This is a genomic window from Paraburkholderia sp. BL23I1N1 (assembly GCF_003610295.1).
Lineage (GTDB): Bacteria > Pseudomonadota > Gammaproteobacteria > Burkholderiales > Burkholderiaceae > Paraburkholderia.
This window is the reverse complement of sequence record NZ_RAPV01000001.1, coordinates 6827138-6852090: the sequence shown is the minus strand read 5'-3', so window position 1 is coordinate 6852090 and position 24953 is coordinate 6827138. Positions and strand designations below refer to the sequence as shown.

Here is a 24953-nt window from a genome sequence, read left to right as displayed (position 1 = left end):
TGCCGGGGCCTCAGATCGACACGCGGCCGAGCGGCCGCAATTCGACGTGTTCGCCGAGTTCCTGATACGAATACACTGCGAGCCAGCCGAGCCGCGCTTCGATCATGCGCCGCACGTAACGGCGAATATCCATCGACGTCACCAGCGCCACGCCCTCACGCGGCACGGCGCCGACGAAGGATTGGATCTTGTCGATCAGCAACGTGGCTTCATCGGGTGGCAAGGCGAGGAAATTGCCCGTCGGCGTCTGCTTGATCGACTGACGGATGTGCTGCTCGACCGGCATGTCGAACAGCACCGCCGACAGGGTCCGCTCGCCGCTTGCGGCCCGATGTGCGAGAAAGCGCGAGAGGTCGCCGCGCACGTACTCGGTCAGCATCAGCATGTCTTTTTCTTTGGGTCCCCACGCGATCAGACTTTCCATGATCGTGCGTACGTTGCGAATCGAAATCTGTTCTTCGAGCAGACGGCGCAGCACGTCGGCGATCCGTTGCGGTGGCAGCACCTTCTGCACTTCGGCAACCAGCCCCGGATAGTCGCTCGCCAGTTGATCGAGAATCCACTGCACTTCCTGAATGCCGAGAAAGAGCGGTGCGTGGCGCCGCATCAGCGCTACCGACGCATGCGCGATCGCCTGTTCCGCACGCCATACCGACGTTTTCGGCGGCACTGCGCGCTCTTCGAGCCAGCGTGTCGGCGTGCCGCTGGCGTCGATGGGTGGACCGGCCTCGCTTTGTGCAATGAGCGCTTCCAGCGCCTGGCTCTCCTCGCTCGTCAGCGTGACGGGCGCAGCCGAATGCGCGAGACGGCTCGCTTCGGGCAGCATCACTTTGCCGGCGGGAAGCTCGATGGTCAGTTGCGGCACATCGTGCACGAGAATCTGACAGGTCGACGCAGGCAGCGCGGCATACGTCCACATCGTGATGCCCGGAAACGGCAGGCCGAGTTCTTCCTGCAAACGCGCGCGTTCGGTCTCGAACGACTTGTCGAGCGCGGGCATAGTCAGCCGTGCAACGAGGTCCGGCGCGATGCGTACGCCGAGCGGGCAGGTGAACTGCGGCGCACGCGCCAGAATCGCGGGCACGTCGATCTTCGAACCCGAGCGCTGCATGGCGTGCAGCGATTCGCGTTCATGGTTTTGCTGCTGCGGCTTTTTAGCGTTCAGACGCCACGCAGTGAAAGCGAGCGTGCCGGCGAGCAGCAGGAACAGCGCGGCGGGAAAACCTGGCACTGCGGCAAAGCCAAGCAGCAACACGGCCGCGAAATACAGCGCACGCGAACTGGAACCGAGCTGGCGGCCAATCTCGTCGCCGAGCGAACCCGGCTTGGCTTGCCGCTCGTCGGCGACGCGCGTGATCATCACGCCGGCCGCGACCGACAACAACAGCGACGGAATCTGCGACACCATCGCATCGCCAACCGACAGAATCGAAAAGCGGTTCGCCGCTTCGCCCGCGCTCATGTTGTGATACGCAACCCCCACCGCGATACCCGCAACGATGTTGATCATGGTGATGATCAAGCCAGCGATCGCGTCGCCCTTGACGAACTTCATCGCGCCATCCATGCCGCCGTGCAACTGACTTTCCACAGCAAGCGTTGCGCGTTTGCGGCGTGCTTCCTCGGCGCTCAGCAGGTTGGCGCGCAGATCGGCGTCGATGCTCATCTGCTTGCCCGGCAGCGCGTCGAGCGTGAAGCGCGCGCCGACTTCGGCGACCCGTTCGGAACCCTTGGCGATCACGATGAACTGCACGGTTGTGATGATCACGAACACCACCAGCCCGACCACCAGATTGCCGCCCACCACCAGTTCGCCGAAGCTCTCGATGATATGGCCGGCCTCCGCATGCAACAGAATCGACTTGGTCGAGGCGATGTTCAGGGAGAGCCGGTACAGCGTGGTGAACAGCAGCAGCGAGGGGAACGCGGAGAGCGACACCACGTCGGGCACATACATAGTCACCATCAGCAGGGTCACGCTGATCGTGATGTTGACGCCGAGCAGGATGTCGATCAGCGCCGGCGGCAACGGCAGGATCATCAGCGAAATGATCGCGACGATCAGCGCGACGATGCCGATTTCACCGCCGGCAGGAAGTTTCAGCGTCTTCAGCATGGAGGGTCTCGTCAGTGGAGGGCGGGCGGCGGCCCGACTTGATGCATGACTGCGCCATTGGCGTGGGCGTCGGCGTCGGGCACCTGTTCGCCATCCACGCGCCGTACGCCAATCGCATCGACCCAGCGCAAAATCGCCGCGACCGTCTCGAACAGTTCTTCGGGAATCGGCTGATCGACACCGACCTTGTACAGCGCCCGCGCGACCGGCGGATTGCCGATGATCGGCACGCCCGCATCGCGTGCCGCGCGCCGCAATTCGGCGCCGGCCTCGTCCATGCCTTTGGCGATCACGCGCGGCAGCGGGTGTTCGTCCGGGGCATAGCGCACCGCGACCGAGTAGTGCGTGGGGTTGACCACCATCATGTTGGCCATGCCCACTTTCGATTGCGGCGGCGCGTTCAGCATTTCGCGTGCGAGGCGGCGCCGTTCGCCCTTGATGCGCGGATCGCCTTCCTGGTTCTTGTGCTCGCGTTTGACCTCGTCTTTCGACATCTTCATCTTCTTGAGGAACATGAAGTTTTGCAGCTTGACGTCCGCCGCGCCGACCAGCACGAACACCGCCGCGGCCACCATGAAGAGCTTCAGCAGCAGGTCCCAGAGCATGCGCGTGAGTTCCGGCAGTGGCTGATATAGCGAGCCGACGATCAGCGGAAACAGCCACTTGATGGTCTGCCACATCACGCAGAACACGATCGCCGCCTTGACGATCATCTTCGCGCACTCGATCAGCGTGCGAACCGAGAAGATGCGCTTGAGACCCGCCATCGGGCTGACGGCTTTCGGATCGGGCGTGATCGGCTTGGTGGCGATCTGCATGCCGACCTGGCCGATCGAACCGGCAATCGCCGCGAGCGCCGCGATGCACACGCACGGCACGATCGCCGACAACGCAAGACCGCCGATCTTGTAGAACTGCGTCTGCATATTGGTCAGCGAATGGTCGCCGTTGACGAAGTCCGTGGCGATCAGCACCGCTTCGCGCATCGCGTCGCTGAAGTGGCTCGCGCCCGCCATCAGCAACAGCACCACCGCCGACATCGAGATCGAATCGGTCAAGTCGCTGCTGCGGGACACCTGACCTTCCTTGCGCGCGTCCCGCAGCTTTTTCTGAGTGGGCTCTTCGGTTTTTTCGTCGCTCATGTCGGCTCGGTAGCGATGTGAGGAGGGGCGTGGGCGGGAAGGATTCGCGGCGCGTTCGCGCGCTGAACGCGAAATGAGCACCGCCTATCCCGGCCGACGATAGCGCGCGGGCCTGCCGTGCGCGCCGGGCGAGGCGAAGCGGGCGCGCGCATTCCGAAGTACGCCGGCGCGCTTCGCATCCCATGCGGCCACTTCGCATCGCACGGTTTGCCGCCGCGCGCCGGTTGCTATGTTTGCGTCATCCTTCCCGACCGGCTGCGAACGGCATGGTCGAACTCAACGCTTGTGTCAGGAGCCCATCGCCATGACCGTAAGCACGCCGGATTACCTGAATTGCAGCCCCGATGTCGTCGGCGGCCTGATCGAAACTGTGTCGACCGCGTTGCTCAGCAACTTCCCGAAGGTATCTGCCGATCCGTACGACATCGAACTCGTACTCGACGCGCTGCGCGTGCTGCGTCCGCGCGTCGCCGAAATCGACACGCTCGACGGCATCCTGCACATGGTGCGCGGCCACTGGGACGACGCCATTCACGTGCTGCGCCAGGTCGGCGAAAACGCGCCGCGTTTCGGCTATGCCAAGGCGCTGCTCGCGTTCTGCCTCTCCGCGAAGGGCGATCCGGACTGGAAGCAGTCCGCGACCGAAGCGATGGAAAACAATCCGACGCGCGATACGCAGTCGCTGGTGCGCGCGCTCGAAGCGCGCGAAGACCTGTTGAACGCGATGAAGGTGAAGCGTGCCGGCGGCCAGTTCGTCACGCCGAAATCGATCGAGGCACTGACGGAGTTCGACGCGGAAACCGCCGAAGGCGCACCGAACGCGGAGCCGGCCGTCCAGCCTGCAACGCAACCCGCTGCGGCAGCCCCCGCCCCGGCTGCAGCCGACTACGCGCATCAATCGTTCCTGCGAGCCTGATCGTTTCTGGAGCCGGACATGACCGTCAATGCCACCGCGACCGCCTTGCAGGCCTCGCTCGAGCAGATGTCTCAAAGTGCGGGTGCGGGCGCCGCGCCGGCCGCGCAGACCACCCCTGAACTGGCCGACAAGTTTCAGTCGCTGATGCAGAAGGCGCCGATGAGCGCGCCTGCCACGCCGCAGCAGGACGGCACGGCGGTTGCTTCGAAGCTGGTCGCCTCGCAGGACGCCGAGTTGCAGCACACCGTCAACGACGCGCTGCAACTTGCCCAGCAGGCGCCGACCATGACGATGAACGAGATGAGCGCCGGCACGATCCGCATGACGCTCGAACTCGCCAGCACGCAGCTCGATCTGGAAGCGAAGATGGGCGTGGTGGATTCGTCGAAATCGGCGATCGAAACGCTGATGAAGAACCAGTAACGCACCTGCACGCTCCTGCGCGCGCCACCGGAACGTGGCGCCGCGCAGGGGCGAATCTTCTGCACACGAAGCGAGACGCCGCCACCATGTTCGACCGAGTGCCGATCCGCCGCCGCGCCGCGCCGTTGCTCTGTGTGCTCGCGCTATGCCTGATGCTGGGCGGCTGCAAGAAGGAGCTGTACGGCAACCTGTCCGAGCAGGACGTCAACGAGATGGTGGTCGCGCTGCTGGAGCGCGGCGTGGATGCGTCGAAAGATACCTCGGACGCGGGCAAGACCTGGTCGCTCGACGTCGACGACGCGCAGATGGTGCGCGCGATGGAAGTGCTACGCGCGCGCGGTTTGCCGCACAACAAGTTCGACGACCTCGGCGCGCTGTTCAAGAAAGACGGTCTTGTATCGACGCCGACCGAGGAGCGCGTGCGCTTTATCTACGGCACCTCGCAGGAGTTGTCGTCGACCTTGTCGAAGATCGACGGCGTGCTGGTGGCGCGCGTGCAGATCGTGTTGCCGAATAACGATCCCTTGGCGCAGACCATCAAGCCTTCGTCGGCGGCGGTATTCATCAAGTACCGGCGCGACTCCGACATCGGCGCGCTGGTGCCGCAGATCAAGACGCTGGTCATGCACAGCGTGGAAGGACTGACCTACGATCAGGTCAGCGTGACCGCGGTCGCGGCAGATCCGGTCGAATACTCGCAATTGCCGCAGAGCACGAGCATGCCGGCGTGGTTGATCGGCGCGCTGGCCGGTGTGGTGGTGCTGGCGGCGACGGCGCTACTGGTGCTGGCACGCCGTGGCCTGCTGACGGGACGGACTGCCGGCGAGGCGGGCGGTGCTGCTGCTGGAACGGGCGCGCCCGCGAGCGGCCGCTTCGCTGGATTGCTGGCGCGCTTGCGCCGTCTGCGCCCCGCGAACTGATCCGGCGACGCGGCTACGATGAACGCGCCGACCGATTTGCCTTTCATGCGCGTGGCCGCGGCGCTCGATTCGTATCGCCGCAACCTCGCGAGCACGGCCCACTGGGCTGACCCGTCGTGGAGCGCCGCGATGCTCGGCGCGAATGCGGCGCAACTGGAACACTGGCGCGGCGCGCTCACGCGTGCGGGGGCGGCGGCGGTCGAACGCTGTTCGCAGGCGCTCGCCGAGGCCGCGGGCGTTAAACCGCCTTCGTTCGCAACCCTGACGCAAACCGCGCTGAAGCCGACGCCTGCCGGCACCGCGCAGCCGAATGCCGTGCTGCTCGACGTGCTGCCGGTTCACCACGCACTGCAAGTTTTGCGCATGCGCGCGCTGTCGTTCCGGCGCGCCGAGGCACGTCGTCTGATCGATAAACGCACGCGTTCGCAACTGTCGGAGTGGACCGGTGTGGGCATCGACCGTCTCACGCAGGACGCGCATCTTGCCGATGCGCCCGATATCGCGCGCCTCGCCGCGCGGGCCGCCATGCCGCCGTTGACGGCGCTGGATGCCGGGTCGCTGGCGGTGGAGGGCTGCGCGCTGCTGTTGCGCGATCTGGGCGGTGCGCAGGCAGCGAGCGGTGCAAATGTCGCTAGCGACCCAACCGAAAGCGCACGCGTGCCATTCCCGCTGCTGCGGCTCGCGTTGCCGCGCGTGCTGCCGACTCCCGCATGGCTTGCGTCCGTGCCGGAAGGGCTCGATGCGCCCGGCTCGGCACGGCTGTTCGCCCGTCTGTCTGATCTGCTACCGGAGTTTGCATGGCTATTTGGTTGAAGCACGCGCGCTCCGCCTTCGGCGAAATCGATGCATACGGTTCTTCCGCAAGAGTCGGCGTGGCTGCGGATGTGATTCCACGCGCGACCTTCGGCGAACTGGTCTCGATCGACGAAGCCTACGCGGCGCTCGCTGTCGAACGCGACGCACTGCTCGCCGACGCGCGCGACGAGGCGGCACGCATTGTCGAAGCTGGTCACGCGCAAGCCGCCCAGATTGCGGAGCAGGCGCAGCGCGAATACGAAACCGCCAGCGAGCAGGGCTACCGCGACGGCTGCGATCGCGCGCTCGCCGACTGGATGCAGCGCCTCGCCGACGTCGCCAATGCGCAGAGCCAGTTGCAGATTCGCATGCGCGAGCGGCTTGCGCAGATCGTCGCCTCGGCGGTCGAGCAGATCGTGCGCGTGGAGCGTCACGAGGCGCTGTTCGAACGGGCGCTCGCGACAGTCGACCGCATCGTGGAAGGCGCGACCTATCTGCGCGTCGCCGTCCATCCCGACGACTACGCCGAAGCCAAAGCCACCTTCGACCGGCTCGCCTCGCGCTGGCGCGATCTCGGGCAGCCCATCCCCCTTTCGGTGATCGCTGACAAACGGCTCGATCCCGGCAGCTGCGTCTGCGAGTCCGACTTCGGCACCGTGGATGCGAGTCTCGACACGCAATTGCGCGCCATGCGCAGCGCCGTGTCACGCGCGCTGAAGCGCTCGGTCGAAGAAGCCGATGCGGATGCTCAGAGCGAAGATCTCGCAGCGGACAACTCAGGCTACGCCATCCGCGATGACGAGGAGGCCGCATGAGCACGCCATGGCTGACCCGCACGGTTGATTTCGACCGCCTCACCGACGAGATCGAACGCGAGATTCTCGCCGTGCCGGGCGTCACGCGCACCGGCAAAGTACTGGAAGTGATCGGCACGCTTATCAAGGTGGCCGGTCTCGATCTGTCGCTCGGCGAGCTGTGCGAATTGCGCGCACCGAACGGCACCCTGCTTCAGCATGCCGAGGTGATCGGCTTCACGCGCGACGTGGCGCTGCTGTCGCCGTTCTCGCGCCTCGAACACATTTCGCGTTCGACCCAGGTGATCGGTCTCGGCCGCTCGCTGGCGGTGAAAGTCGGCGACATGTTGCTGGGCCGCGTGATCGACAGCCTCGGCGAACCGGTGGATGGCGGTCCGCCGATTCACTCCGACACCTTGCGGCCGATTTTCGCGTCGCCGCCCGACCCGATGAGCCGCCGCATGATCGAAGCGCCATTGCCGACCGGCGTGCGCGCCGTCGACGCGATGATGACGCTGGCCGAGGGCCAGCGGATGGGCATTTTCGCGCCTGCCGGTGTGGGTAAAAGCACCTTGCTGGGCATGTTCGCACGTGGCGCTTCGTGCGACGTCAACGTGATCGCGCTGATCGGCGAACGCGGCCGCGAAGTGCGCGAGTTCGTCGAGTTGATTCTCGGGCCGGAGGGCATGGCGCGCTCGGTGGTGGTGTGCGCGACCTCGGACCGTTCGTCGATGGAGCGCGCGAAAGCGGCCTACGTGGCGACCGCGATTGCCGAATATTTTCGTGACCGCGGCCAGCGCGTGCTGCTGATGATGGATTCGCTCACGCGTTTCGCGCGCGCCGGCCGCGAGATCGGCCTGGCCGCGGGCGAACCGCCCGCGAGACGCGGTTTCCCGCCGTCGATCTTCGCCGAATTGCCGCGCCTGCTGGAACGCGCGGGAATGGGCGAGACGGGTTCGATCACCGCGCTCTACACCGTGCTCGCCGAAGACGACAGCGGCAGCGATCCGATCGCCGAAGAAGTGCGCGGGATTCTCGACGGCCACATGATCCTGTCGCGCGAGATCGCGGCGAAGAACCAGTACCCCGCGATCGACGTGCTCGCCAGTTTGTCGCGCGTGATGCCGCAAGTCGTGCCCAACGATTATGTGCAGGCCGCTGCACGGATTCGCGAATTGATGGCGAAGCATCGCGAGGTGGAGATGCTGTTGCAGATCGGCGAATATCAGCCCGGCGCCAATGCGCTCGCCGACGAAGCCATCGCCAAGGCCGACGCGATCAAGGCGTTCCTGTCCCAAGGTACTGGCGACTACGCCGCGCCGAACGAAACCGAAGCGCTGCTGTACGACCTGAGCGGGCCCGGCTGATGGCGGCGGGATCTCTGGGGATGCAACAACGGCGCATCGTCGCGCTCGAACGTTCATGCACGCGGCGCCGCCGCCTCGACGAAACTTTGCGTGCGACGCTGACGGCGCAGCGCAACGCGCATCTGCAACGCGAAGCCGCGCGTGAGGCGAAGGCGGAACAGGTCGCGCACGAGACCGGCGTGCTGCAGTTCTACCAGCATCGCATCGACGGCATGATGACCGGCACCGAGCCGTTTTCGCTCGATGATCTGAACAACTGCCGCCTGTACATCGGCGTGGTGAACGACCGGCTGCGTGTGCTCGAAGCGGAATTCGCGCAAGCCGAAGCCGCGGTGCAGGAGAACGCCGCCGCGATCGCGCAGACGCAACGCGATATCGCCTTGAATCAAGGCCGTATCGACCTGTGCGGCGAGCGGATTCGCGATATCCGTCGCGTTCAGGAGAACGCCACCAGCGACGCGAGCGACGAAGAGGCCGAAGAAACCGCGCTCGCACGACGTTTCCAGGCGCGCAGGGCGCACGCATGAACGATATCCTTTCCGCGCTGCCGCAACTCGGCACGCTGCTGGTCGGCTACATCACGTTGGTTGGCGTGTGCTCGCTGCGATTGTTCATCGTGATGTTCATTTTCCCGCCGACCGCGGACGGTTTGCTGCAAGGCGTGGTGCGCAATGCCATCGTGCTGCTGTTCAGTTCCTACGTGGCGTACGGTCAGCCCACCGCCTTCATGCAATCGCTGCACGGCGTCATGCTGCTGGAAGTCGGTTTGCGCGAGGCGCTCATCGGACTCGTGATCGGTTACGCGGCCTCGATCGTATTCTGGGTCGCGGAGGGTGCGGGCACTTATATCGACGATCTGACCGGCTACAACAACGTGCAGATCACCAACCCCACTCGCCAGGAGCAATCCACGCCGACCGCCACGCTGCTCGGGCAAATCGCCTCCGTGGCGTTCTGGGCGCTTGGCGGCATGACCTTCCTGCTCGGTACGCTGTACGAGTCGTATCACTGGTGGCCGATCGTCTCGGCGGGACCGAACGTGTCGAACATACTCGAATCGTTCGTGCTCACGCAGACCGACACGCTGATGCAGACCATCGCCAAGCTCGCCGCGCCGATGATGTTCATTCTGCTGCTGGTGGACTTTGCTTTCGGCTTTGCCGCGAAATCCGCCTCGAAGCTCGATCTGATGACGCTGAGCCAACCGGTCAAAGGTGCGGTAACCGTATTGATGCTGGCGTTGTTCGTCGGTATTTTTGTCGACCAGGTGCGCGATCAGGTGACCTTGCGTGGCCTTGAGGCGCAGTTTCGCGCGCTCAACGAAACGGCCAAGGCATCGAATGCGCCGGATACATCAAATCTCAAACCTTCTCAAATGCCCGGCAAAACTCAGATTAATTGAAACTTCGTTTCATGCGCCTGGCTACATTGACTCCACTCGACGCAATGCGCGTACCGCGTGCGACGCGTTCCCGCACTCAGAGGAGTCGTCCATGTTATCGATGCTTTACTTTCCCGCGATAGCCGCACTCGCGACGCCCGCGCCTTGTGCTCACACGGCACTGTCCGGCCGTTTTCTCGATACGCTGCTGGACGGCAAGCTGAACGCCGCGAGTCAGTTGGCGAGCCGCTGGGCCGACGAAGCCGGTAACGCCGATGTCGCGCCTCATGCGCTGCAATTGCATGCCGACCTGCAACTGATGCTCGGCATTGAAGTCGAGGCCGAGGAGAACTACCGTCGCTCGCAAAAACTGATTCGTTCGTCGAAGCATGCGATCCGTACCGCGTCGTGCCGCAACGCTGCATGGCAGGCACTGTTCCGGCATCGGCTCGGCACCGCGCTCGCATGCTTTTCGCGTGTCGCCGACGAGCCCGAAATCGACCCGGCGCGTGCCGTGGAAGCGCACTTCGGCATTGTTTGCGTGCTCTATGAACTGGGCCGCACCAGCGAAGCCGCCGACGCGCTCGACGATCTGTTCGAACGGGTGGAGCGCGATCTCGACGATGCGGCAGGCCATTGGCACGCGCTGCTCGCCACGCTGCGCTTCGACCTTGCCGTGCAAATGGAAGTGCGTAACGCGACGGCGCTGCGCGATCACGTCTACTGGCAATCGGGTTTGTCGAGCGAACGCGCGCCGCGGCCGGGTCAAGGCGCCGATGCGAGCGTCGACAGTCTCGCTCGCGCGGTGTTCGGCGTGCGCGCGCCGGTGCTGCGCTCGCGCATCGACTATCTGCAGCAACTGCGGCTCGCCGCCTGCGCGGATCGCGATGCGATCGGCGAACTGCAGCGTCATTTGAACTGGTCGCGCGAGCAGGGCCTCGGCGACTATCAGCGCACACTGCGCCTTGAAATCGCGCTGGCGACGCTGGCCGGCGCGGCACCGCATCTGGCCTGCGCGATTCTCGAACCGCTGCATCAGATCGGCCGCAACGGCACCACGGGCCACCGCCAGCTCGAATATCTCTACTGCAGCGCCAAAACGCGTCAGGCCGAAGGGCGCGCGCAGGAGTCGCTGCAACTGTATAGCCGCTACGCGCTGGTAGCCATGCAGTGCCTGCGCGAAGACTCGCAGGCGCGCGCGCCGTTCCTGCAGCGCAGCGCGAAAGCCTCGCCGCAACTCGACGACGTCGGCGCGCGTTTGCCGGCCAAGTACCGCCGCGCTTACAGCTACGTGCTCGACAACCTCGACCGGCGCGATCTCTCGGTACGTGAAGTGGCCGCCGAAATCGGCGTGACCGAGCGCGCGCTGCAAAGCGCCTTCAAGAATTTCCTCGGGCTATCGCCGACCGAATTGATCCGTCGTCAACGCATGGAACGGATTCGCGCGGAACTCACCGACCGGTCGTATTCGAGCGATCGCGGCGTGCTCGGCGCGGCGAGTAAATGGGGCGTGCAAAACCGCTCGACGCTCGTGAACGGTTATCGCAAGCAGTTTCACGAAGCGCCCTCGGAGACGCTCGAACGATAGCGTGGTTGCGGTTTTTACGACGATTTTTACGCGGCTCTTTCCCTCACCCTCATCCAGTCGACTCCATGAAATCGAAGACGCTGTTCTGCGCCGCGTGGCTCGCGGCGTCCCTGACGCTCGGCGCGCTGCAACTTGCCGACGCCGCTCCCGTGCGATGGCGCAGCAATACGGTGCATATCGCCGTCGAAGGCAAGGACCTGAAAGACGTGCTGCGCGATTTCACCGCGAGCCAGGGCGTGGCCGCGTCGATCGCGGGCAATGTCCAGGGCGCGGTGACGGGCCGCTTCGACATGTCGCCGCAACGCTTTCTCGACACGCTCGCGTCGACCTTCGGCTTCGTCTGGTTCTATGACGGCAGCGTGCTGTCGATCAGCAGCGCCAACGACGTCACGCATCAGGTGATCAAGCTCGATCACGCCTCCGCGTCCGATCTGCGCGCCGCGCTGCACACCATGAGTGTCGACGACGCGCGCTTCCCGGTCGTCTACGACGAAAGCGCGGGCACGGCGATCGTCAACGGTCCGCCGCAATATGTGCAGATGGTGAGCGAGATCGCACGACGCCTCGACGACAACGCGAACCGCCGCAGCGGCACCGTGATTCGCGTGTTCAAGCTGAAGCACGCATGGGCCGCCGATCACAAGGTGCAGATCGACGGCAACACGATCACGGTGCCGGGTGTGGCCACGGTGCTGTCGAACATGTATCACGCGAAGCAGGAGAAGGGCGGCGGCGGGCAATCGCAGACCTCGGTGCTGCCGAATATGCAGCGCGTTCCGCCGATGACCGACGTGGGCGGCACCACCAACGGCGGCGGTCCACCGCCGTTGCCGCCGAACATGGCGGATGGCCAGGGGGGCGGCACGGGTGCGACGCTCGGCGGCCTGGTCGGCAACGCGCAGCCGTCCAACTACGGCAGCACCGGCAATGTCGGCTACGGCAACGCGCCTGGCGCTTCGCAAGCGAGCCAGCCTAGCAGCGGCGATCTGACTCTGCCGATCATGCAGCCCGACCAGACCACCAACTCGGTTCTAATCCGCGATACGCCGCAGCGCATCGACCAGTACGCATCGCTGATCGATCAGCTCGACACGCGGCCCAAGCTGATCGAAATCGAAGCGCACATCATCGAAATCGACGACGACGTGCTCGCGCAGATCGGTGTGGACTGGCGCGCGCACAACAGTCATCTCGACTTCCAGACCGGCACCGGAACGTATCAGCAGAACAGTTACGCGAACGGCCAGATCAATCCGAACTTCGGCACCACAACGCTCGCCGACGGCACCACGGTGGTCTCCGCGACGCCGGTAGGCGCTTCGATCACCGCCGTGCTCGGCGACGCGGGCCGCTATCTGATGGCGCGCGTCAACGCGATGCAGTCCACCTCGAAGGCGAAGATCGACGCGTCGCCGAAGGTCGCGACGCTCGACAACGTCGAAGCCGTGATGGACAACAAGACCAAGTTTTTTGTGCGCGTATCCGGCTATACGTCAGCGGATCTGTATAGCGTGTCGACCGGCATCTCGCTGCGCGTGCTACCGATGGTGGTGCAGGAAGACGGCCAGACACGTATCAAGCTCGAAGTGCATATCGAAGACGGTCAGCTCACCGGGCAGCAGGTCGACAACATTCCTGTGATCACCAGCAGCCAGATCAATACACAGGCTTTTGTCGGTCAGGGCGAGAGCCTGTTGATCGCCGGCTACAGCGTGGATAACAACTCGAACGGCGTGACCGGTGTGCCGGGCCTGTCGAAGATTCCACTCATCGGCGCACTGTTCCGCAACAACAACGACTCCCGCTCGCATATGGAGCGCGTCTTCCTGTTGTCGCCGCGCGTGCTGGATCTGTAAGCGGGGGGCGGTGAAGCGTGGGGCAAGGGCGGCAGATGCCACCTCTTGCCCCGCGTGCTTTTTTGGCAGCCGTTCATCGACTGCATGCTTCCTTCCCGCGGTGACTTAACGACGGCGCGAGTTGCCGCCCAGCAATGCAGCGGGAATCGAAAACGACATCAGCGCGGATGAGGCATCGGCACCCGATGCAGCGCCGTCCGACCGTTCCACCGCGCACGTCGCGAAGCCCGCAACGGGGTGCACGATGTGCGCCACGCCGCTGTGCCACATGGCCGCATACTGACCCCACGGCTGTGCGCTGCGCGCGGCTTCGCTGTCCTCTGGATGCACGTCGAGCGTGCGGGCAGGACGCGTGGGCTGGCCGACGCGTTCACGGGTCGCATCGCCGCGGGCGATCCCCGCCGCTTCTGTGATTGCCGTAATCGCATCCACCGCTTCCGTGATCGCCACAATCTCATCGACCGTTTTCGCAGCCGGAGCCAGGACGGGCATGATCGCCTCGGCATCCGCCTTGCCGTCGCACAACTCGACGCGATATCCGTGCGCATACATCGTGCGTAGCTGCACGCCTGACGCGCCATTCAGCCCCAGCTTCTTGCGCAGCTTGTAGATGTGCTGTTCGAGCGTGCGGCCGACGATATCTTCCGTGCTGCTCCAGATCGCCCCCGCAATCTGCCGGCGGCTCACATACTCGCCGGCGCGTGAGAACAGGAGCCACGCAATCGCGAATTCGCGTACCGTCAAGCGGATTTCGCGTTCGTCGACCAGCACCGTGCCGGTACGCCGGTCAAGACGATAGGGACCGAGTCCTGCCCAATCTTCGGATTGCACCGGTTGCGGCGACTGGAACCGGCGCAACGCCTGGTAGGTGCGGACCTCGAGTTCTCCCGGGTCGATCGGCGAGAGCACCACATCGTCGGCGCCGACTTCGAAGGCCCGTTCGATACTGTCGCGATCGGCAAAGGCGCCGATCACGATCAACGGCGCGCGGCGGTCGCCATAGCAGGCACGGCGCGCGAACACCGCGCGCGTCGCATCGATTCCCGTTGCCGCGTCGACCAGAATGGCGTGATAGTCCTCGCGATAGATCGCGCGAGAGAGCGCGACGTCATCGAGGAAGCGGCAGCATTCGATCGTATCGTCGCGAAAGCATTGGCAAATCAGATTGAACAGACTGCTGCTGGTAGTCATCACGGCGAATTTCAACATGCCCTCCCGGGACGGATGCATAAGGTTGCTTCCCAAACCGCATTGCTTGCCCCGAAAATTACGGCCCTTAAAATATCAGGGCTGTAACGAATTGTTTCACCCCAACATGCATTGAAATAGCATGAAAGATTGGCAATTTGTTTCGCATCGTTCCGATCGGAGGAATAAGCGTAAAGATCGCAGCGATTAGACGGGAGATGCGCGGCTATTCGCAATTGCGGTATCAATTACCGTTACGTAAATCCGGGTGGGTAAAAGAGACCCCGATCGCCTTGAATCGCACGCGAAGCAAGGTTCGCAGTACCTTTCAGCGTTGCAAGCCGTATTTACTTTTGTTGAGCATTTGCTAAGCGTGTTTTAAGCAATGCGGCTTCGCATTTCCATGAGCTTTGTTGAATCTGTGGGATGAGCGGCTAATTACACTCGCATGAGGTGGCCGCGAAGCGGCGCCGCGCCGTCCTTTTTCCCGTGCTGATTCCATTGCGAGTGCGCTCATGGCTTTTCTATTAAACGCGTGGTACGTCGCCGCTTTCGCACGCGAAGTTCGCGCCGACGCGCCGTTTTCGCGCACGCTGCTCGGTCGTCCCGTGGTGCTGTATCGCGATGCCGAACAGCGCGCGGTCGCACTCGACGATCGCTGCGCGCATCGTTTCGCACCGCTGTCGCGTGGCCGTATCGTGAACGGCGTGCTCGAATGTCCGTATCACGGCCTGCGGTTTAACGAGAGCGGGCAGTGCGTGCGCAATCCGCACGGCGACGGCCGGGTGCCGGCGGGCGCGAAGGTGCGGGCCTACCCGTCGCTCGAACGCTATGGCGCGATCTGGTTCTGGCCGGGCGACCCCGCGCGCGCCGACGCGGCATTGCTGCCGTCGTTCCCGTTCGTCGATCCCGCCGCTAATGTTACGCACGACGGTTATCTGCATACGCGCGCGCACTATCAACTGAGCGCCGACAATCTGCTCGATCTGAGCCACTTCCAGTTTCTGCATCCCGATACGCTGGGCAGCGAGGCGATTGCGCGCGGCGACGTGCAGTCGGGCAATCTCGACGACATCGTTTGGGTGCGCCGCAGCACGTACGACGAAGCTCTGCAACCGTTCGTCGCGCAAGGTTTCGGGATTCCGCCGGGTACGCGGGTGGATCGCTGGATGGACGTGTGCTGGACGCCGCCCGGCCTGCTCTCGATCGTGGTCGGCGTGACCGCGGCCGGCATGCCGCGCGTAGCGGGGCTGATCGCGCCGTCGGCGCATTGGCTCACGCCGGAAACCGCGAGCACGACGCATTACTTCTTCGCGTTCGGTCTGCCGAAAGAAATGGGCGACGCGGCGCGCGAACTGGTGCGGTATGCCGTCGAAGGGCTGATGAAGCCGTTCGAGTGCGAGGACCTGCCGATGCTCGAAGCGCAGCAGAAGAATCTCGGCGACAGCGATTTCTGGGCGATGCAACCGGCGCTGCTGCCGATCGACGCCGGTGCGATTCGCGCACGGCGCGTGATGGAGCGGTTGATTGCAGCGGAGCAGGGCGCGGCGTCCGTGCCCGCTCGCACGATTGCGATTACGCCGGTGGTGGACACGTCGCAAGCGGTGGCTTGATGGGCGCCGTCCTTGATGTTGCCGCGAGTGGGGAATCGCTTAACGCGGTGTGGGTGGAATTCATCGTCGAAATGTTGAGTACGGCCGGTGTGCTTCATGCCGTGTTGTGTCCCGGTGGACGCGCGAGCGCCATGTGTCTCGCGTTCGATGCTCATCCGCGAATCGCCGTCGAGATGGTCTGCGCGGATGAGCGCAGTGGCGCGTTCGTAGCGCTCGGGATCGCGAAGGCGAGCGGCGAACCGGTCGCGATCGTCACGACGTCCGGCTCGGCGGTGGCGAATGTATTGCCGGCGTTGACCGAAGCGGACGCGTCCGATGTGCCGCTCGTCGTCCTGACATGCGACCGGCCACGTGCGTTGCGTGGCACCGGATTTGGCCAGATGGCCGATCACCTCGGCGTGACCCGCGCGTTCGTGCGCGCGCAGGCGGACCTCGCCGATCCCGAAGATTCTGTGCAGATTCTTGCGCAGGCCCGTGATGCGCTCGCGGTAGCGCTTGCTGCCATGGTTGACGGCGTGGCCGACGTTGAGGACAGCTTGTCGCGTGTCGATGCACACCCATCGTCGAGGCGGCCGACGCGCGGTCCCGTGCATCTCAATGTGCCGCTGGCGGGTGTCTACGATGCGGTCGAGACGCAGCCGGTTTCGTTCGAGACGGTCCGCGTAGCGCGAGCAACGGTGGCGCAGGGTGATGCCATCCATGCTGCACAGGCATCCGCGGCTTCGCATGTTCACCCCGCGTCTCCCCGCGCCGAGGTCAGGACTTCGGAGGCGTCTCCCACGCATATCGTCGAACGCGTCATGGCGCGCGTGCTGGCGAGGCGCGGCAGCCGTCCGCTCAGTGACGGCCTCGACGGCTTAATCGTGGTCGGCCCCGAACCGGGCGTGCCGCCCGGGGCGATTTTCGCGTTGGCCGCGGCGAGCGGTTTTCCCGTACTCGCCGATGCGGGCAGCGGGCTGCGATCGGGACCGTCCGCGCTGGCGCCGGAAGCGGCCGCTCGCGGTGCGTCGGGCGCATTGATCGTCAACGCATTCGATGTGTTCGGCGGCGCTGCGCGAATGGCATCGGCGCGGGCGGAACTGGTCGTGCGCTTCGGCCTCGCACCGGTCATGCCGGTGCTGCACGCGTACCTTGAAACGCACGCCGACGTGCCCACGATCAAGATCGCGCCTTGCCGTGTGGCGCACGACTATCTGCACGCGGCGCTGGATCCGCGTGACGTGCTGGTCGCACCTTCTCCCGCGATGCTGCATGGGATTGCCACGGCATTGGGCGAAGCCATGCGTGGACAGACGCATGCCAATGCCAGCCCCAACGCCTCCACGCAACCTCCTGCGCCCGTCGCTTTTTCCTGGCGCGATCGCTGGGCAAGCGTCGCCGGCTATGGCGCGCGCGAGCGACGCTCTTGCGTCGCAGCGCTCGCCTGGGGCGAGGTGTCTGCCGTTCATCGCGTGCTGGCGGCGCCGGGCTTCGGCTTCGTCCATCTCGGCAATTCCATGTCGATGCGTCACGCCGATATCGGCTACGACGTACGCGCCGCGCGCCAGGACATCTACGTGAATCGCGGCGTGAGCGGGATCGACGGCACGATGGCGACGTTCCTCGGCGAAGCGCTCGTGCGCCGCGATGCGGGTCTGTTGCTGCTCGGCGATCAGGCGCTGATCCACGATCTTTCATCGTTAGCGAGCGCGCAACGCGTGAGCACGCCGGCCTGCATCTGCGTAGTCGACAACGGCGGCGGTGCGATCTTCGATTTTTTGCCGATTGCACGTGCGCCGGCCTATCGGCGCACGATCCGCAATCCGTACCAGCTCGATGTCGCCGCACTGGCGCAAGCATTCGGGCTGGCGCATCGCCGTGTCGAGGCGCGTGATGCGTTGGACCAGGCGCTCGCCGAGGCGCGCGATCACGCTGGCGTGACGATCGTCGAAGTGGCGGTCGAGCCGTATTCCGGCGCGCTGCAAATGCAACAACTCGCGCAAGCGTTGGGAGCGGCGTGATGGATTGGGATATCGCCGAGAGTCCGTTGCAGCGCTCGCTCGCCGCGTTGAATCGATATGCGGGGGCACCCGCACCAGATGAGGTCTTTCTCGACGACATGCAGCAACGCATCAACGCGGCGCGGCGCATGCCCGTCCGCAGCGATCCCGGCGCCGATCATGACGCGCCGCGCGTGCTGCTGCTCGGCTACAGCGGCGCAGGCAACACCGGCGCGGACCTGCGCACGATCGAAACGATTGCCCAGTTGCGCTGTCTGCTCGCGCCGCGCGAGCCCCGCATCACGCTGTTCGCGCTCGGCGATTGCTTCGATCATCCGCTGCTGGCCGGCACGCCGCGGCTCACGCCTTCGCTGCCTTACCTGCCCGACGCGCTCGACGCCGCCGTGCGCGATGCCGATCTCGTGCTGAACGTAGAAGGCTCGACGTACACGTCGAAGTTTTCCGATTCGCTGGCCGGCGTGCTGATCGGCGGGATTGCGCTCGCGCATGCGCATGGGCGGCCGGCGATTGCGTATGGCGTCGATAGCGGCACGATGAGCGTGGCGCTCACGCGCTTTGTCGAACGCAATACTGAGGCCGGCGAAATCATTTGCCGCAACGAAGCGGCGCGTGCGCAACTCGCGTCGCTCGGCGTGCTCGCGCAAGTGGGTGCCGATACCGCGTGGACATATCGGGCGCTGGCCGATGCACGCAACGAGGCGTCTGCTCCGCGACGCGTCGCGCTATGTCCGAACAATCCGTTCTGGTGGCCGGTGCGCGCCGATGCCGCGCGGGCGCGCGAACTCGACGCCCGCGGCGAGTCATCGCCGATGCGCTATGGGCAGTTGCATTTTCACAGTTGGGACGCGGCGCGCGCCGAGGCCTGTCACGCCTATCTCGATCGCTTCGCGCAGATCGCGGTTGGCTTGAAGGCGCAAGGTTACGCGCCGACGCTGGTGGGGATGGAGCAACTCGACCGCAGCGCGTGTGTCGATCTCGCGGCCCGCGTGCCATTCCCAATCGACATCGTCGCGCGCGGCCCGCATACGCTCGACGAAGTGGCCGCCACCGTTGCGCATGCCGCGTGTGTGGTGACGACGCGCTATCACGCGGCCGTGCTCGCGATCTCGCATGGCGTGCCGGTGTTCGGGCTGTCGATGGACGCGCGCATCGAGCGTCTGCTGAGCGAAGCGGGTTGCGCGTCATGGAGCGCGGCCTGCGATGACGACAACGGTGCCCAAGCCGCGCTCGCGGCCATCGCCTCGCTGCAGGATCAAAGTGTGCGCAACGCCTTGATTGCCGCATACGACGACTACGCGCGCTTGCAACGAGCCCGATTCGATGCGATCGGCGAGCGGGTGCGCGCCGCGCTCGAAGGCTAGGCGCGCTCAACTCAAACCCGCGTCTCCAACAAACTGAGTTCCCGCTGCGCACTGACCTGCTTGACTGCTTGCGCCGTGCCGACATACGAGAGCCCCGACGTGCGCGACGCCGAATTCGACTCGTAACTGTACAGCGCATGATTCGTCCAGCTTGTCGGTGCCTCGAGCAGGCTTGCGATCTCGCCGCGAATCCGCAGCATTTCCTTCTGCTCGTCCTGGGTCGGCGTGCGTCCGCCTTGCTCGAACATCCGCAGCGTGCCGCGATACGCGTTGATTTCGGCGGCGGCTTGCGGCACGATGCGCTGCCGCTCGCCATAGTACTGATTGCCGCGCGTCGCGTTGAGCTTGACCTTGCTCTGATACGTGTCCAATGCCGCCTGGTCGTCGTTCATCGAATGCGCCCATGCAGCATTGCGGCTGTCGATGTATTGCAGGTAATTGCCGACGGAGGTGAACTCGGTGTCGCGATAGGTGCGCTCGGGCACGATGTCGCCGTTCTCTTCGTAGAGCCGCAGCGTCGAGCCGGTGCCGGTCTGCATCAAGGTCGTGCCGATGCCGACCATGGGCGCGCTCGAAAACGACAGCGAGTTGAACGGACCGAAGTTGCCGGTCGGCACGGGCGGCGCGCTCGCCACCAGCGTGGCGCTGCCGTTGAGCGCCGCGCGATGGCTGCTGCTCGATTTGTCGACATTGCGCGCGCCGCTCTGATCGGTCGCGTGGGCCTTGCTTTTGCTGAAGACGCCTTCGACTGTCACAAGCGGCCCGAACTTGACGTTGGCCGGGGTCACATAACGCGCGCCGCCTGTCGCCGCGAGCGCGCCATAGTTCGAACTGCTCTTGTTGTCGACCCAGCCGATCGACACGTCCGGATCGGCAAAGAACCTGTCCGCCATGCCGTTCCACATTTCGTCCTTCGTGCGCGGCAGTTGTCCGCCCGTACCGGAGCTGCCGAGCGTACGCACCACGTCGGTCATCTTGCCGCGCCAGGCCTCGGGGTCGTTGTTGCCGGTCTGAGCGAACGGCGTGCGGATCACCACGCCGCGCGGATTGCTGGTGTCGCGCCCGCCGATCAGGGACCCGTAGCCGCTCGCCATCGCCTTGCCGCCCGCGAGCGACCAGCCGATGAAGCCGCCCACACCGATGTGCGCGGACTTGCGGTTGTCGGTGCCGATGAACATTTCTCCGTGATGCGAGGTGGAACCGACTTCGAGCACCGCGTGACGGCCTTTCAGGTAGCGCACGTCCGGTGCCACCGACGCGCCTGGCGCGCCGACGAGGCCGAGCGCGGTCGCGATGTTCTCGGAGATGTTCGCGTCGAGCCCATAGACGCCGCCGCTCGACATCTGCACGCTCCATGTTTTCGGCACGTTTTCGACCAGATGGCACAGCGAATCGATGTTGCCTTGCGGCGTGGCCGGCGTCGCCACCGGATCCTGGCGGATCGCCTGCATGCGGTCGAGATTTTCGCGGAGCGTGCGGCCAGTCGAGCCGATCGGCGTGTTCATCGTCGCGCCCGCGTCGGTTGCCCAGTTACGCAGCGTCTCGGCGTTCATCTTCGGTAGATCGCGGAACGCCGGGCTGTTGCGCACCGCATCCTTGTCGATGCGCAGCGCGGTCGCCACGTCGCCGGCAATCTGGTTGCGTTGCAGGCGACCGAATTTCGTATCGTCGCGCAGCCAGCCCTTGGTGCCGATGCCCGCCTTCCACTGGCGCAGCGCGGCGGCGCGCACGGCGGCGGTCATCGTCGCGTTGTCCGGCGCTTCGCCGACCCGCCGGTGCGGCGCGCTCACCACCTGCGTATTCAGCACGTCGACCACCGCGTCGATGGATTGCAGCGTGCTGAAGTCCTTGTTCGGATGATCCATCAGACCGCCAGCAGTGCCCATGCCGAGCGCCGAGATGGGGTCCTTGTCGTGGCCGAAGCTTTGCTTGACGCCGCTGCGAAAACGCTGCGCCGTGCGGTTCATCCACGAACCGGTGCGCGCTGACGTCGCGTTGCGTTGCGCGTGCTTGACCAGCGAGTACATGCGGTTCTGCACCTGGCCGACATCGGCTTCGGCGATCCCGTTGCGATGTGCCAGGTACGCCGAACGAAAGCGCGTTTCCGGCTGGGCGCGCGGACTGCCGAGCAACGCGTTGCCGCACAGCATCGCCTTGGCGGTCTGCGCATGCGGCGCCAGTGCCAGGCTGATCGCGGCCTGCTGCTGGCTTTGCGCGACTTGTGTATTGGGATCGCGTTCGGCGGGCGGCAGCATGGCGTTGGCCGCTTCGCTGAGTTCGCGCAGCGAGCCGGGTTTTTCCATGCCGGCCGGCCACGCCGACAACAACGTGCTGGCGGCGCGCAACGTTTGCCAGTCGGCTTCCGCGTGGACCTTGCGGTCGCGGTCGGTGGGCCCGTGGATAGCGCCGCCCATCTGCGGGGCCGTCTCGACGTCGCGCAGCGCGCGGAACGAGGCTCGCGAGCGCGCCATCGCGCAGCGCGTCGCGAACGCATCGCGCTCCTGCTGCGCATTGGGGTGCGGGATCGTGCCTTGCAGCACGCCGAGCACGTCGCTCGCGCGTTGCACGTTGCCGCCCGTCGCTTCGGCGAGCGCGTGACCGAGAAAGCGCGCCTTCGCGAGCGGCGGGTTGCCGCGCTGAGCTTGCGGAATCGCTTCGCGAATGTCGTTCAACAGCGCGTCACGATCGGTTGCGAACTGGGTGCCCGTTTCGGCCGGAAAGCTCGCGCGGAGATGCTCGTCGGCATCGGCCACGTTGCGCAACTCGGCGTGCGCTTGCGGCTCGGCGCGCTCGTTCTCGCCGACCGACGTCTTCACGTTGGCCCTGTGCTGCGAGTTGACGCCAAGCGGCGTGCTTGCGTTGGCCTTCGGCGTGCGAGTCTGCCCGGGGCCAAGCGCGATTTCTGGCGCGGGCCGCGACGCGCGCACGGTGGTCCGCGCGTGGAACGGCGTGTAGGCGCGATTCGCGCCGCCGCCGGTCAGGTCGTTGAGGGGCGAGCCTTGCGGCATCGGCCTATTCTGCGCCTGCCCCTGCGCGCCCTGCGCACCTTGCGCCGGCACCGACGCGCCCGGCAGATGGTGACGCAGGGCGCGCAGCTTGTCGAGCGGGCCGCCAACCACACGCGTGTCGGGCAGCGGCGCGTCGGTCGGCGGCTGATTCGCCTGCGGGCCGGCAGGCTGCTGTTGCTGAACTGGCGGCGCACCGCGTGAGAAAGGGTTGCGAATCCCGAATGGCACGAGCGGTCTCCCATGTGAGGACGGTCGCATCGGCTGATCACCGACGATGACGAATTTTCATCGCCACGTCACATTGCGGTGCTTGAAGTCCGAAGTAAGGGCCGAGGATGCGAACGTAACAGCTGCGAACGCCGTTCGCACGAACGCTTGCCATGCGCGCTGAATGCGTTCACCACGCCAGGGTGGATTCCCATTGCGGGCGTGGTGCCGGCGCTGGCTGTGTGCCCGCCGCAGCCGCTTCGCCGGCGAAGGCGGGCATCACGTCGCGTGCGAACCGGCGCATCGACGCCATCGCCATCTCATGCGGCATCGAGCCGAACCAGAAGCTCGCACTGAAGTAGTCACAACCGAGCCCGCTTCGAATGCGGCGCAACTGGTGAATGCATTCGTCGGCGGTGCCGATCACGAGGAAGTCGTGGCGCAATGCGTCGTCGGACGGTTCGTCGGGGAGCGGCTCTGCCGGCACCCTGCCGTCCACCACGTCGCCCATATCGTGACGCAGGCGCAACGTGGCGCGTCCGTTCCAACGCGCGTGCTCGACGGCTTCGCGGGCCTGCGCTTCGTTTTGCGCGACGAACACGGGGCGCTGCGTGCCGATGCGTGAGGTCGCGAGCGCGCTGGCGAGGTCCGGGTATTGGCGCCGCACATCAGTCAGCTTCGAAATCGGTTCGAGCACGCCGGTGAAGAGATTCGCGCGCCGCCGCACCGCCTGTTCGACCGACGCTTGCCGGCTCGAATTGACGACGAGCCACACCGGCATCGCGCGTTGCAGCGGCTGCGGCACGAGGCCGGTGCGGGGGATGTCGAAGTACTCGCCGTGGTGCGAGAACAGGGGTTCGCGTAGCGCTTGCAACAGCACGTCGATCGCTTCGTCGTCGCGGGCCGAGGTGGCGCCTTTGACGAGCTGGAAGCGCTCGTACTGATAGCGTTGATAGCCGCTGCCGAGGCCGGCTTCGACACGGCCGCCGCTCAGCACGTCGAGCGTGGCGAGTTCCTCCGCGATCACCAACGGATGATGCAGCGGCACCGGCACGATGGCCGAGCCGAGGCGCAAATGGCGGGTGCGCGCGGCGATGTGCGAAAGCAGCATCAGCGGCCGTGACGAGTGCGAGTAGTTCGTGAAGTGATGTTCGGCTAGCCACAAGTGGCTGAAGCCGAGCGTATCGGCGGCCTCGGCCATGGCGATCGCGCGCTGATAAAGCTCGGCTGCGGGCGTGGGTGCCGGGGCCGGCAAGGTCATGAACAAACCGAATTGCATCGTCGACTCCCTGCGAGGCTGGCGTTATTGCGGGGTCCGGTTCGCCGACAGCGCGACCGGGGCGCGGCCTTTGGCGCGGTAGAACATATAGGTCGCGCCGTACGGCACGAGCAGATGCGCGCCTTCGAGCTCGCACGAAGATTGCGGCGGCAAACCGCCCGAAGTGTCGATGCGCTGGATCGAACTGATTTCGGCGAAACGGCCCTCGCCCGGGCGCGGGGCCGCGACGAAACGGGCCGTGTAGCGTACCCAGGTCAGTGCATTCGCGCCGACCTGGCTTTCGGCGGCGACGTTGCCGATCACGTAGCTGCCGTCGTAGGAGAGAAAGTAGCGGCCTGGCGCGACGGTGCCGGCGCTTTGGCCGGCGGCGTCGACGAGGATTGCTTCGGAACCCAAAGTATCCCAGGTGAGTTGCGTACCGTCGCGGGCGACGCCTGGGAGGGTATCCGGTTGCCCGGTGGCTCCGCTGGCGGGCGGGCGGGCCTTGACGCGCCGGCATACGTAGGTTTCGTCGCCGTGGGTGGTCATGACTTCCTGGAGCACCTCGTCCTGGCTGGCGCGCAAGGCCACGGGCAAGGATTCGTCGGCGGTCGGCGGTGGCGTTTTGGGAGTGGTCGCGCAGCCGGCGAGCGTGAGCAGGGCGCCTGCTACGAGGCAGATCGTCGATGGACGCGGTAACGGCGCAGAGCGGGGCGGGAAACCAGTCATTAGCGAAAGGGGCGTGCGGGCGATGCTGCCATCACACCTGATCCGGCGCGCGGCTGTGTTGCTCGACACGAAAGACTGCATTGAAAACCGCACACGGCGAAGCGGGCGAAGGGAAGTGGGCGCACATTCTGGTGCGTCAAGGCGCAAGGCATCGACACATCGGCGTAACGCGCGCCTGTGGTTCGCATGAGCATGCATTCATTCGCGATTCAGCCAGACTAGGGCTCGCATCGGCCGATACTGGTTCGGGCTTGCTGCCGCGCTCAACCTTGCTCGCGGCAGTTTTCCGCA

The 24953-nt window shown here is 65.3% G+C and carries 19 protein-coding genes; 13 read left to right on the top strand and 6 right to left on the bottom strand.

The features are described from left to right. Positions 1-10: 10 nt before the first annotated feature. Both sctV and sctU read right to left on the bottom strand, forming a co-directional pair. Positions 11-2116, bottom strand: a complete 2106-nt coding sequence (gene sctV, locus B0G76_RS31965; protein ID WP_120296021.1) for a type III secretion system export apparatus subunit SctV — start codon at positions 2114-2116, stop codon at positions 11-13. Between the two features lie 11 nt (positions 2117-2127). Beyond that, positions 2128-3258: a type III secretion system export apparatus subunit SctU gene (gene sctU / locus B0G76_RS31960; RefSeq protein ID WP_120296020.1), complete on the bottom strand. Its 1131-nt coding sequence runs from the start codon at positions 3256-3258 to the stop codon at positions 2128-2130. Positions 3259-3562: 304 nt separating this feature from the next. Here sctU and B0G76_RS31955 point away from each other — a divergent pair, with 304 nt between their 5' ends. From B0G76_RS31955 to sctC, 10 genes are all read left to right on the top strand, one after another. Next, complete coding sequence (locus B0G76_RS31955; protein ID WP_120296019.1) at positions 3563-4174, top strand: HrpB1 family type III secretion system apparatus protein; 612 nt, start codon at positions 3563-3565, stop codon at positions 4172-4174. Between the two features lie 18 nt (positions 4175-4192). Continuing rightward, complete coding sequence (locus B0G76_RS31950; RefSeq protein ID WP_120296018.1) at positions 4193-4597, top strand: type III secretion protein HrpB2; 405 nt, start codon at positions 4193-4195, stop codon at positions 4595-4597. A gap of 86 nt (positions 4598-4683) precedes the next feature. Continuing rightward, a complete protein-coding gene (sctJ, locus tag B0G76_RS31945) occupies positions 4684-5517 on the top strand; it encodes a type III secretion system inner membrane ring lipoprotein SctJ (protein WP_120296017.1) in 834 nt (277 codons plus the stop codon). An 18-nt stretch (positions 5518-5535) separates the two neighbouring features. Further along, positions 5536-6330, top strand: a complete 795-nt coding sequence (locus B0G76_RS31940) for a type III secretion protein HrpB4 (RefSeq protein ID WP_120296016.1) — start codon at positions 5536-5538, stop codon at positions 6328-6330. After that, positions 6315-7127 (top strand): type III secretion system stator protein SctL, encoded by an 813-nt coding sequence (gene sctL / locus B0G76_RS31935; protein WP_120296015.1) that lies wholly within the window; start codon positions 6315-6317, stop codon positions 7125-7127. The genes B0G76_RS31940 and sctL overlap by 16 nt, the downstream gene beginning before the upstream one ends. Further along, positions 7124-8473, top strand: coding sequence for a type III secretion system ATPase SctN (gene sctN / locus B0G76_RS31930; RefSeq protein ID WP_120296014.1), 1350 nt, complete (start codon positions 7124-7126; stop codon positions 8471-8473). Before sctL ends, sctN begins: the two co-directional genes overlap by 4 nt. A gap of 20 nt (positions 8474-8493) precedes the next feature. Beyond that, positions 8494-9000, top strand: a complete 507-nt coding sequence (locus B0G76_RS31925) for a type III secretion protein (protein ID WP_183082186.1) — start codon at positions 8494-8496, stop codon at positions 8998-9000. After that, on the top strand, positions 8997-9875 hold the full coding sequence (sctT, locus tag B0G76_RS31920) for a type III secretion system export apparatus subunit SctT (protein ID WP_120296012.1): 879 nt from the start codon (positions 8997-8999) through the stop codon (positions 9873-9875). The genes B0G76_RS31925 and sctT overlap by 4 nt, the downstream gene beginning before the upstream one ends. A 91-nt stretch (positions 9876-9966) precedes the next feature. After that, the gene (locus B0G76_RS31915) at positions 9967-11442 is read left to right on the top strand and encodes a helix-turn-helix transcriptional regulator (protein ID WP_120296011.1); all 1476 of its coding nucleotides are present in this window, start codon (positions 9967-9969) and stop codon (positions 11440-11442) included. 65 nt (positions 11443-11507) lie between these two features. Then, the gene (gene sctC / locus B0G76_RS31910; RefSeq protein ID WP_120296010.1) at positions 11508-13298 is read left to right on the top strand and encodes a type III secretion system outer membrane ring subunit SctC; all 1791 of its coding nucleotides are present in this window, start codon (positions 11508-11510) and stop codon (positions 13296-13298) included. Between the two features lie 105 nt (positions 13299-13403). On the opposite strand, the gene B0G76_RS31905 is transcribed toward sctC, so the two are convergent. Continuing rightward, the gene (locus tag B0G76_RS31905) at positions 13404-14507 is read right to left on the bottom strand and encodes a response regulator transcription factor (protein WP_259460786.1); all 1104 of its coding nucleotides are present in this window, start codon (positions 14505-14507) and stop codon (positions 13404-13406) included. Positions 14508-15001: 494 nt separating this feature from the next. Here B0G76_RS31905 and B0G76_RS31900 point away from each other — a divergent pair, with 494 nt between their 5' ends. The 3 genes from B0G76_RS31900 to B0G76_RS31890 are packed head-to-tail and all read left to right on the top strand — an operon-like array spanning position 15002 to position 19460. Then, positions 15002-16099 carry an aromatic ring-hydroxylating dioxygenase subunit alpha gene (locus tag B0G76_RS31900; RefSeq protein WP_120296009.1) on the top strand — a complete coding sequence of 366 codons (1098 nt, stop codon included), beginning with the start codon at positions 15002-15004 and terminating at the stop codon, positions 16097-16099. Continuing rightward, positions 16099-18099: a 2-succinyl-5-enolpyruvyl-6-hydroxy-3-cyclohexene-1-carboxylic-acid synthase gene (menD, locus tag B0G76_RS31895; protein WP_120296008.1), complete on the top strand. Its 2001-nt coding sequence runs from the start codon at positions 16099-16101 to the stop codon at positions 18097-18099. Before B0G76_RS31900 ends, menD begins: the two co-directional genes overlap by 1 nt. Continuing rightward, positions 18099-19460, top strand: coding sequence for a polysaccharide pyruvyl transferase family protein (locus tag B0G76_RS31890; protein ID WP_120296007.1), 1362 nt, complete (start codon positions 18099-18101; stop codon positions 19458-19460). Before menD ends, B0G76_RS31890 begins: the two co-directional genes overlap by 1 nt. A gap of 11 nt (positions 19461-19471) precedes the next feature. On the opposite strand, the gene B0G76_RS31885 is transcribed toward B0G76_RS31890, so the two are convergent. From B0G76_RS31885 to B0G76_RS31875, 3 genes are all read right to left on the bottom strand, one after another. Continuing rightward, positions 19472-22696, bottom strand: a complete 3225-nt coding sequence (locus B0G76_RS31885; protein ID WP_120296006.1) for a hypothetical protein — start codon at positions 22694-22696, stop codon at positions 19472-19474. A 169-nt stretch (positions 22697-22865) separates the two neighbouring features. Then, a complete protein-coding gene (locus B0G76_RS31880; protein WP_120296005.1) occupies positions 22866-23954 on the bottom strand; it encodes an LLM class flavin-dependent oxidoreductase in 1089 nt (362 codons plus the stop codon). 24 nt (positions 23955-23978) lie between these two features. After that, positions 23979-24731, bottom strand: coding sequence for a DUF3455 domain-containing protein (locus B0G76_RS31875; RefSeq protein ID WP_259460785.1), 753 nt, complete (start codon positions 24729-24731; stop codon positions 23979-23981). Positions 24732-24953: the final 222 nt, after the last annotated feature.

Bases quoted from the DNA above. Each gene is read 5' to 3' on its own strand.
- sctV (WP_120296021.1), bottom strand. From the start codon at position 2,116: ATGCTGAAGACGCTGAAACTTCCTGCCGGCGGTGAAATCGGCATCGTC.
- sctU (WP_120296020.1), bottom strand. From the start codon at position 3,258: ATGAGCGACGAAAAAACCGAAGAGCCCACTCAGAAAAAGCTGCGGGAC.
- B0G76_RS31955 (WP_120296019.1), top strand. From the start codon at position 3,563: ATGACCGTAAGCACGCCGGATTACCTGAATTGCAGCCCCGATGTCGTC.
- B0G76_RS31950 (WP_120296018.1), top strand. From the start codon at position 4,193: ATGACCGTCAATGCCACCGCGACCGCCTTGCAGGCCTCGCTCGAGCAG.
- sctJ (WP_120296017.1), top strand. From the start codon at position 4,684: ATGTTCGACCGAGTGCCGATCCGCCGCCGCGCCGCGCCGTTGCTCTGT.
- B0G76_RS31940 (WP_120296016.1), top strand. From the start codon at position 5,536: ATGAACGCGCCGACCGATTTGCCTTTCATGCGCGTGGCCGCGGCGCTC.
- sctL (WP_120296015.1), top strand. From the start codon at position 6,315: ATGGCTATTTGGTTGAAGCACGCGCGCTCCGCCTTCGGCGAAATCGAT.
- sctN (WP_120296014.1), top strand. From the start codon at position 7,124: ATGAGCACGCCATGGCTGACCCGCACGGTTGATTTCGACCGCCTCACC.
- B0G76_RS31925 (WP_183082186.1), top strand. From the start codon at position 8,494: ATGCAACAACGGCGCATCGTCGCGCTCGAACGTTCATGCACGCGGCGC.
- sctT (WP_120296012.1), top strand. From the start codon at position 8,997: ATGAACGATATCCTTTCCGCGCTGCCGCAACTCGGCACGCTGCTGGTC.
- B0G76_RS31915 (WP_120296011.1), top strand. From the start codon at position 9,967: ATGTTATCGATGCTTTACTTTCCCGCGATAGCCGCACTCGCGACGCCC.
- sctC (WP_120296010.1), top strand. From the start codon at position 11,508: ATGAAATCGAAGACGCTGTTCTGCGCCGCGTGGCTCGCGGCGTCCCTG.
- B0G76_RS31905 (WP_259460786.1), bottom strand. From the start codon at position 14,507: ATGTTGAAATTCGCCGTGATGACTACCAGCAGCAGTCTGTTCAATCTG.
- B0G76_RS31900 (WP_120296009.1), top strand. From the start codon at position 15,002: ATGGCTTTTCTATTAAACGCGTGGTACGTCGCCGCTTTCGCACGCGAA.
- menD (WP_120296008.1), top strand. From the start codon at position 16,099: ATGGGCGCCGTCCTTGATGTTGCCGCGAGTGGGGAATCGCTTAACGCG.
- B0G76_RS31890 (WP_120296007.1), top strand. From the start codon at position 18,099: ATGGATTGGGATATCGCCGAGAGTCCGTTGCAGCGCTCGCTCGCCGCG.
- B0G76_RS31880 (WP_120296005.1), bottom strand. From the start codon at position 23,954: ATGCAATTCGGTTTGTTCATGACCTTGCCGGCCCCGGCACCCACGCCC.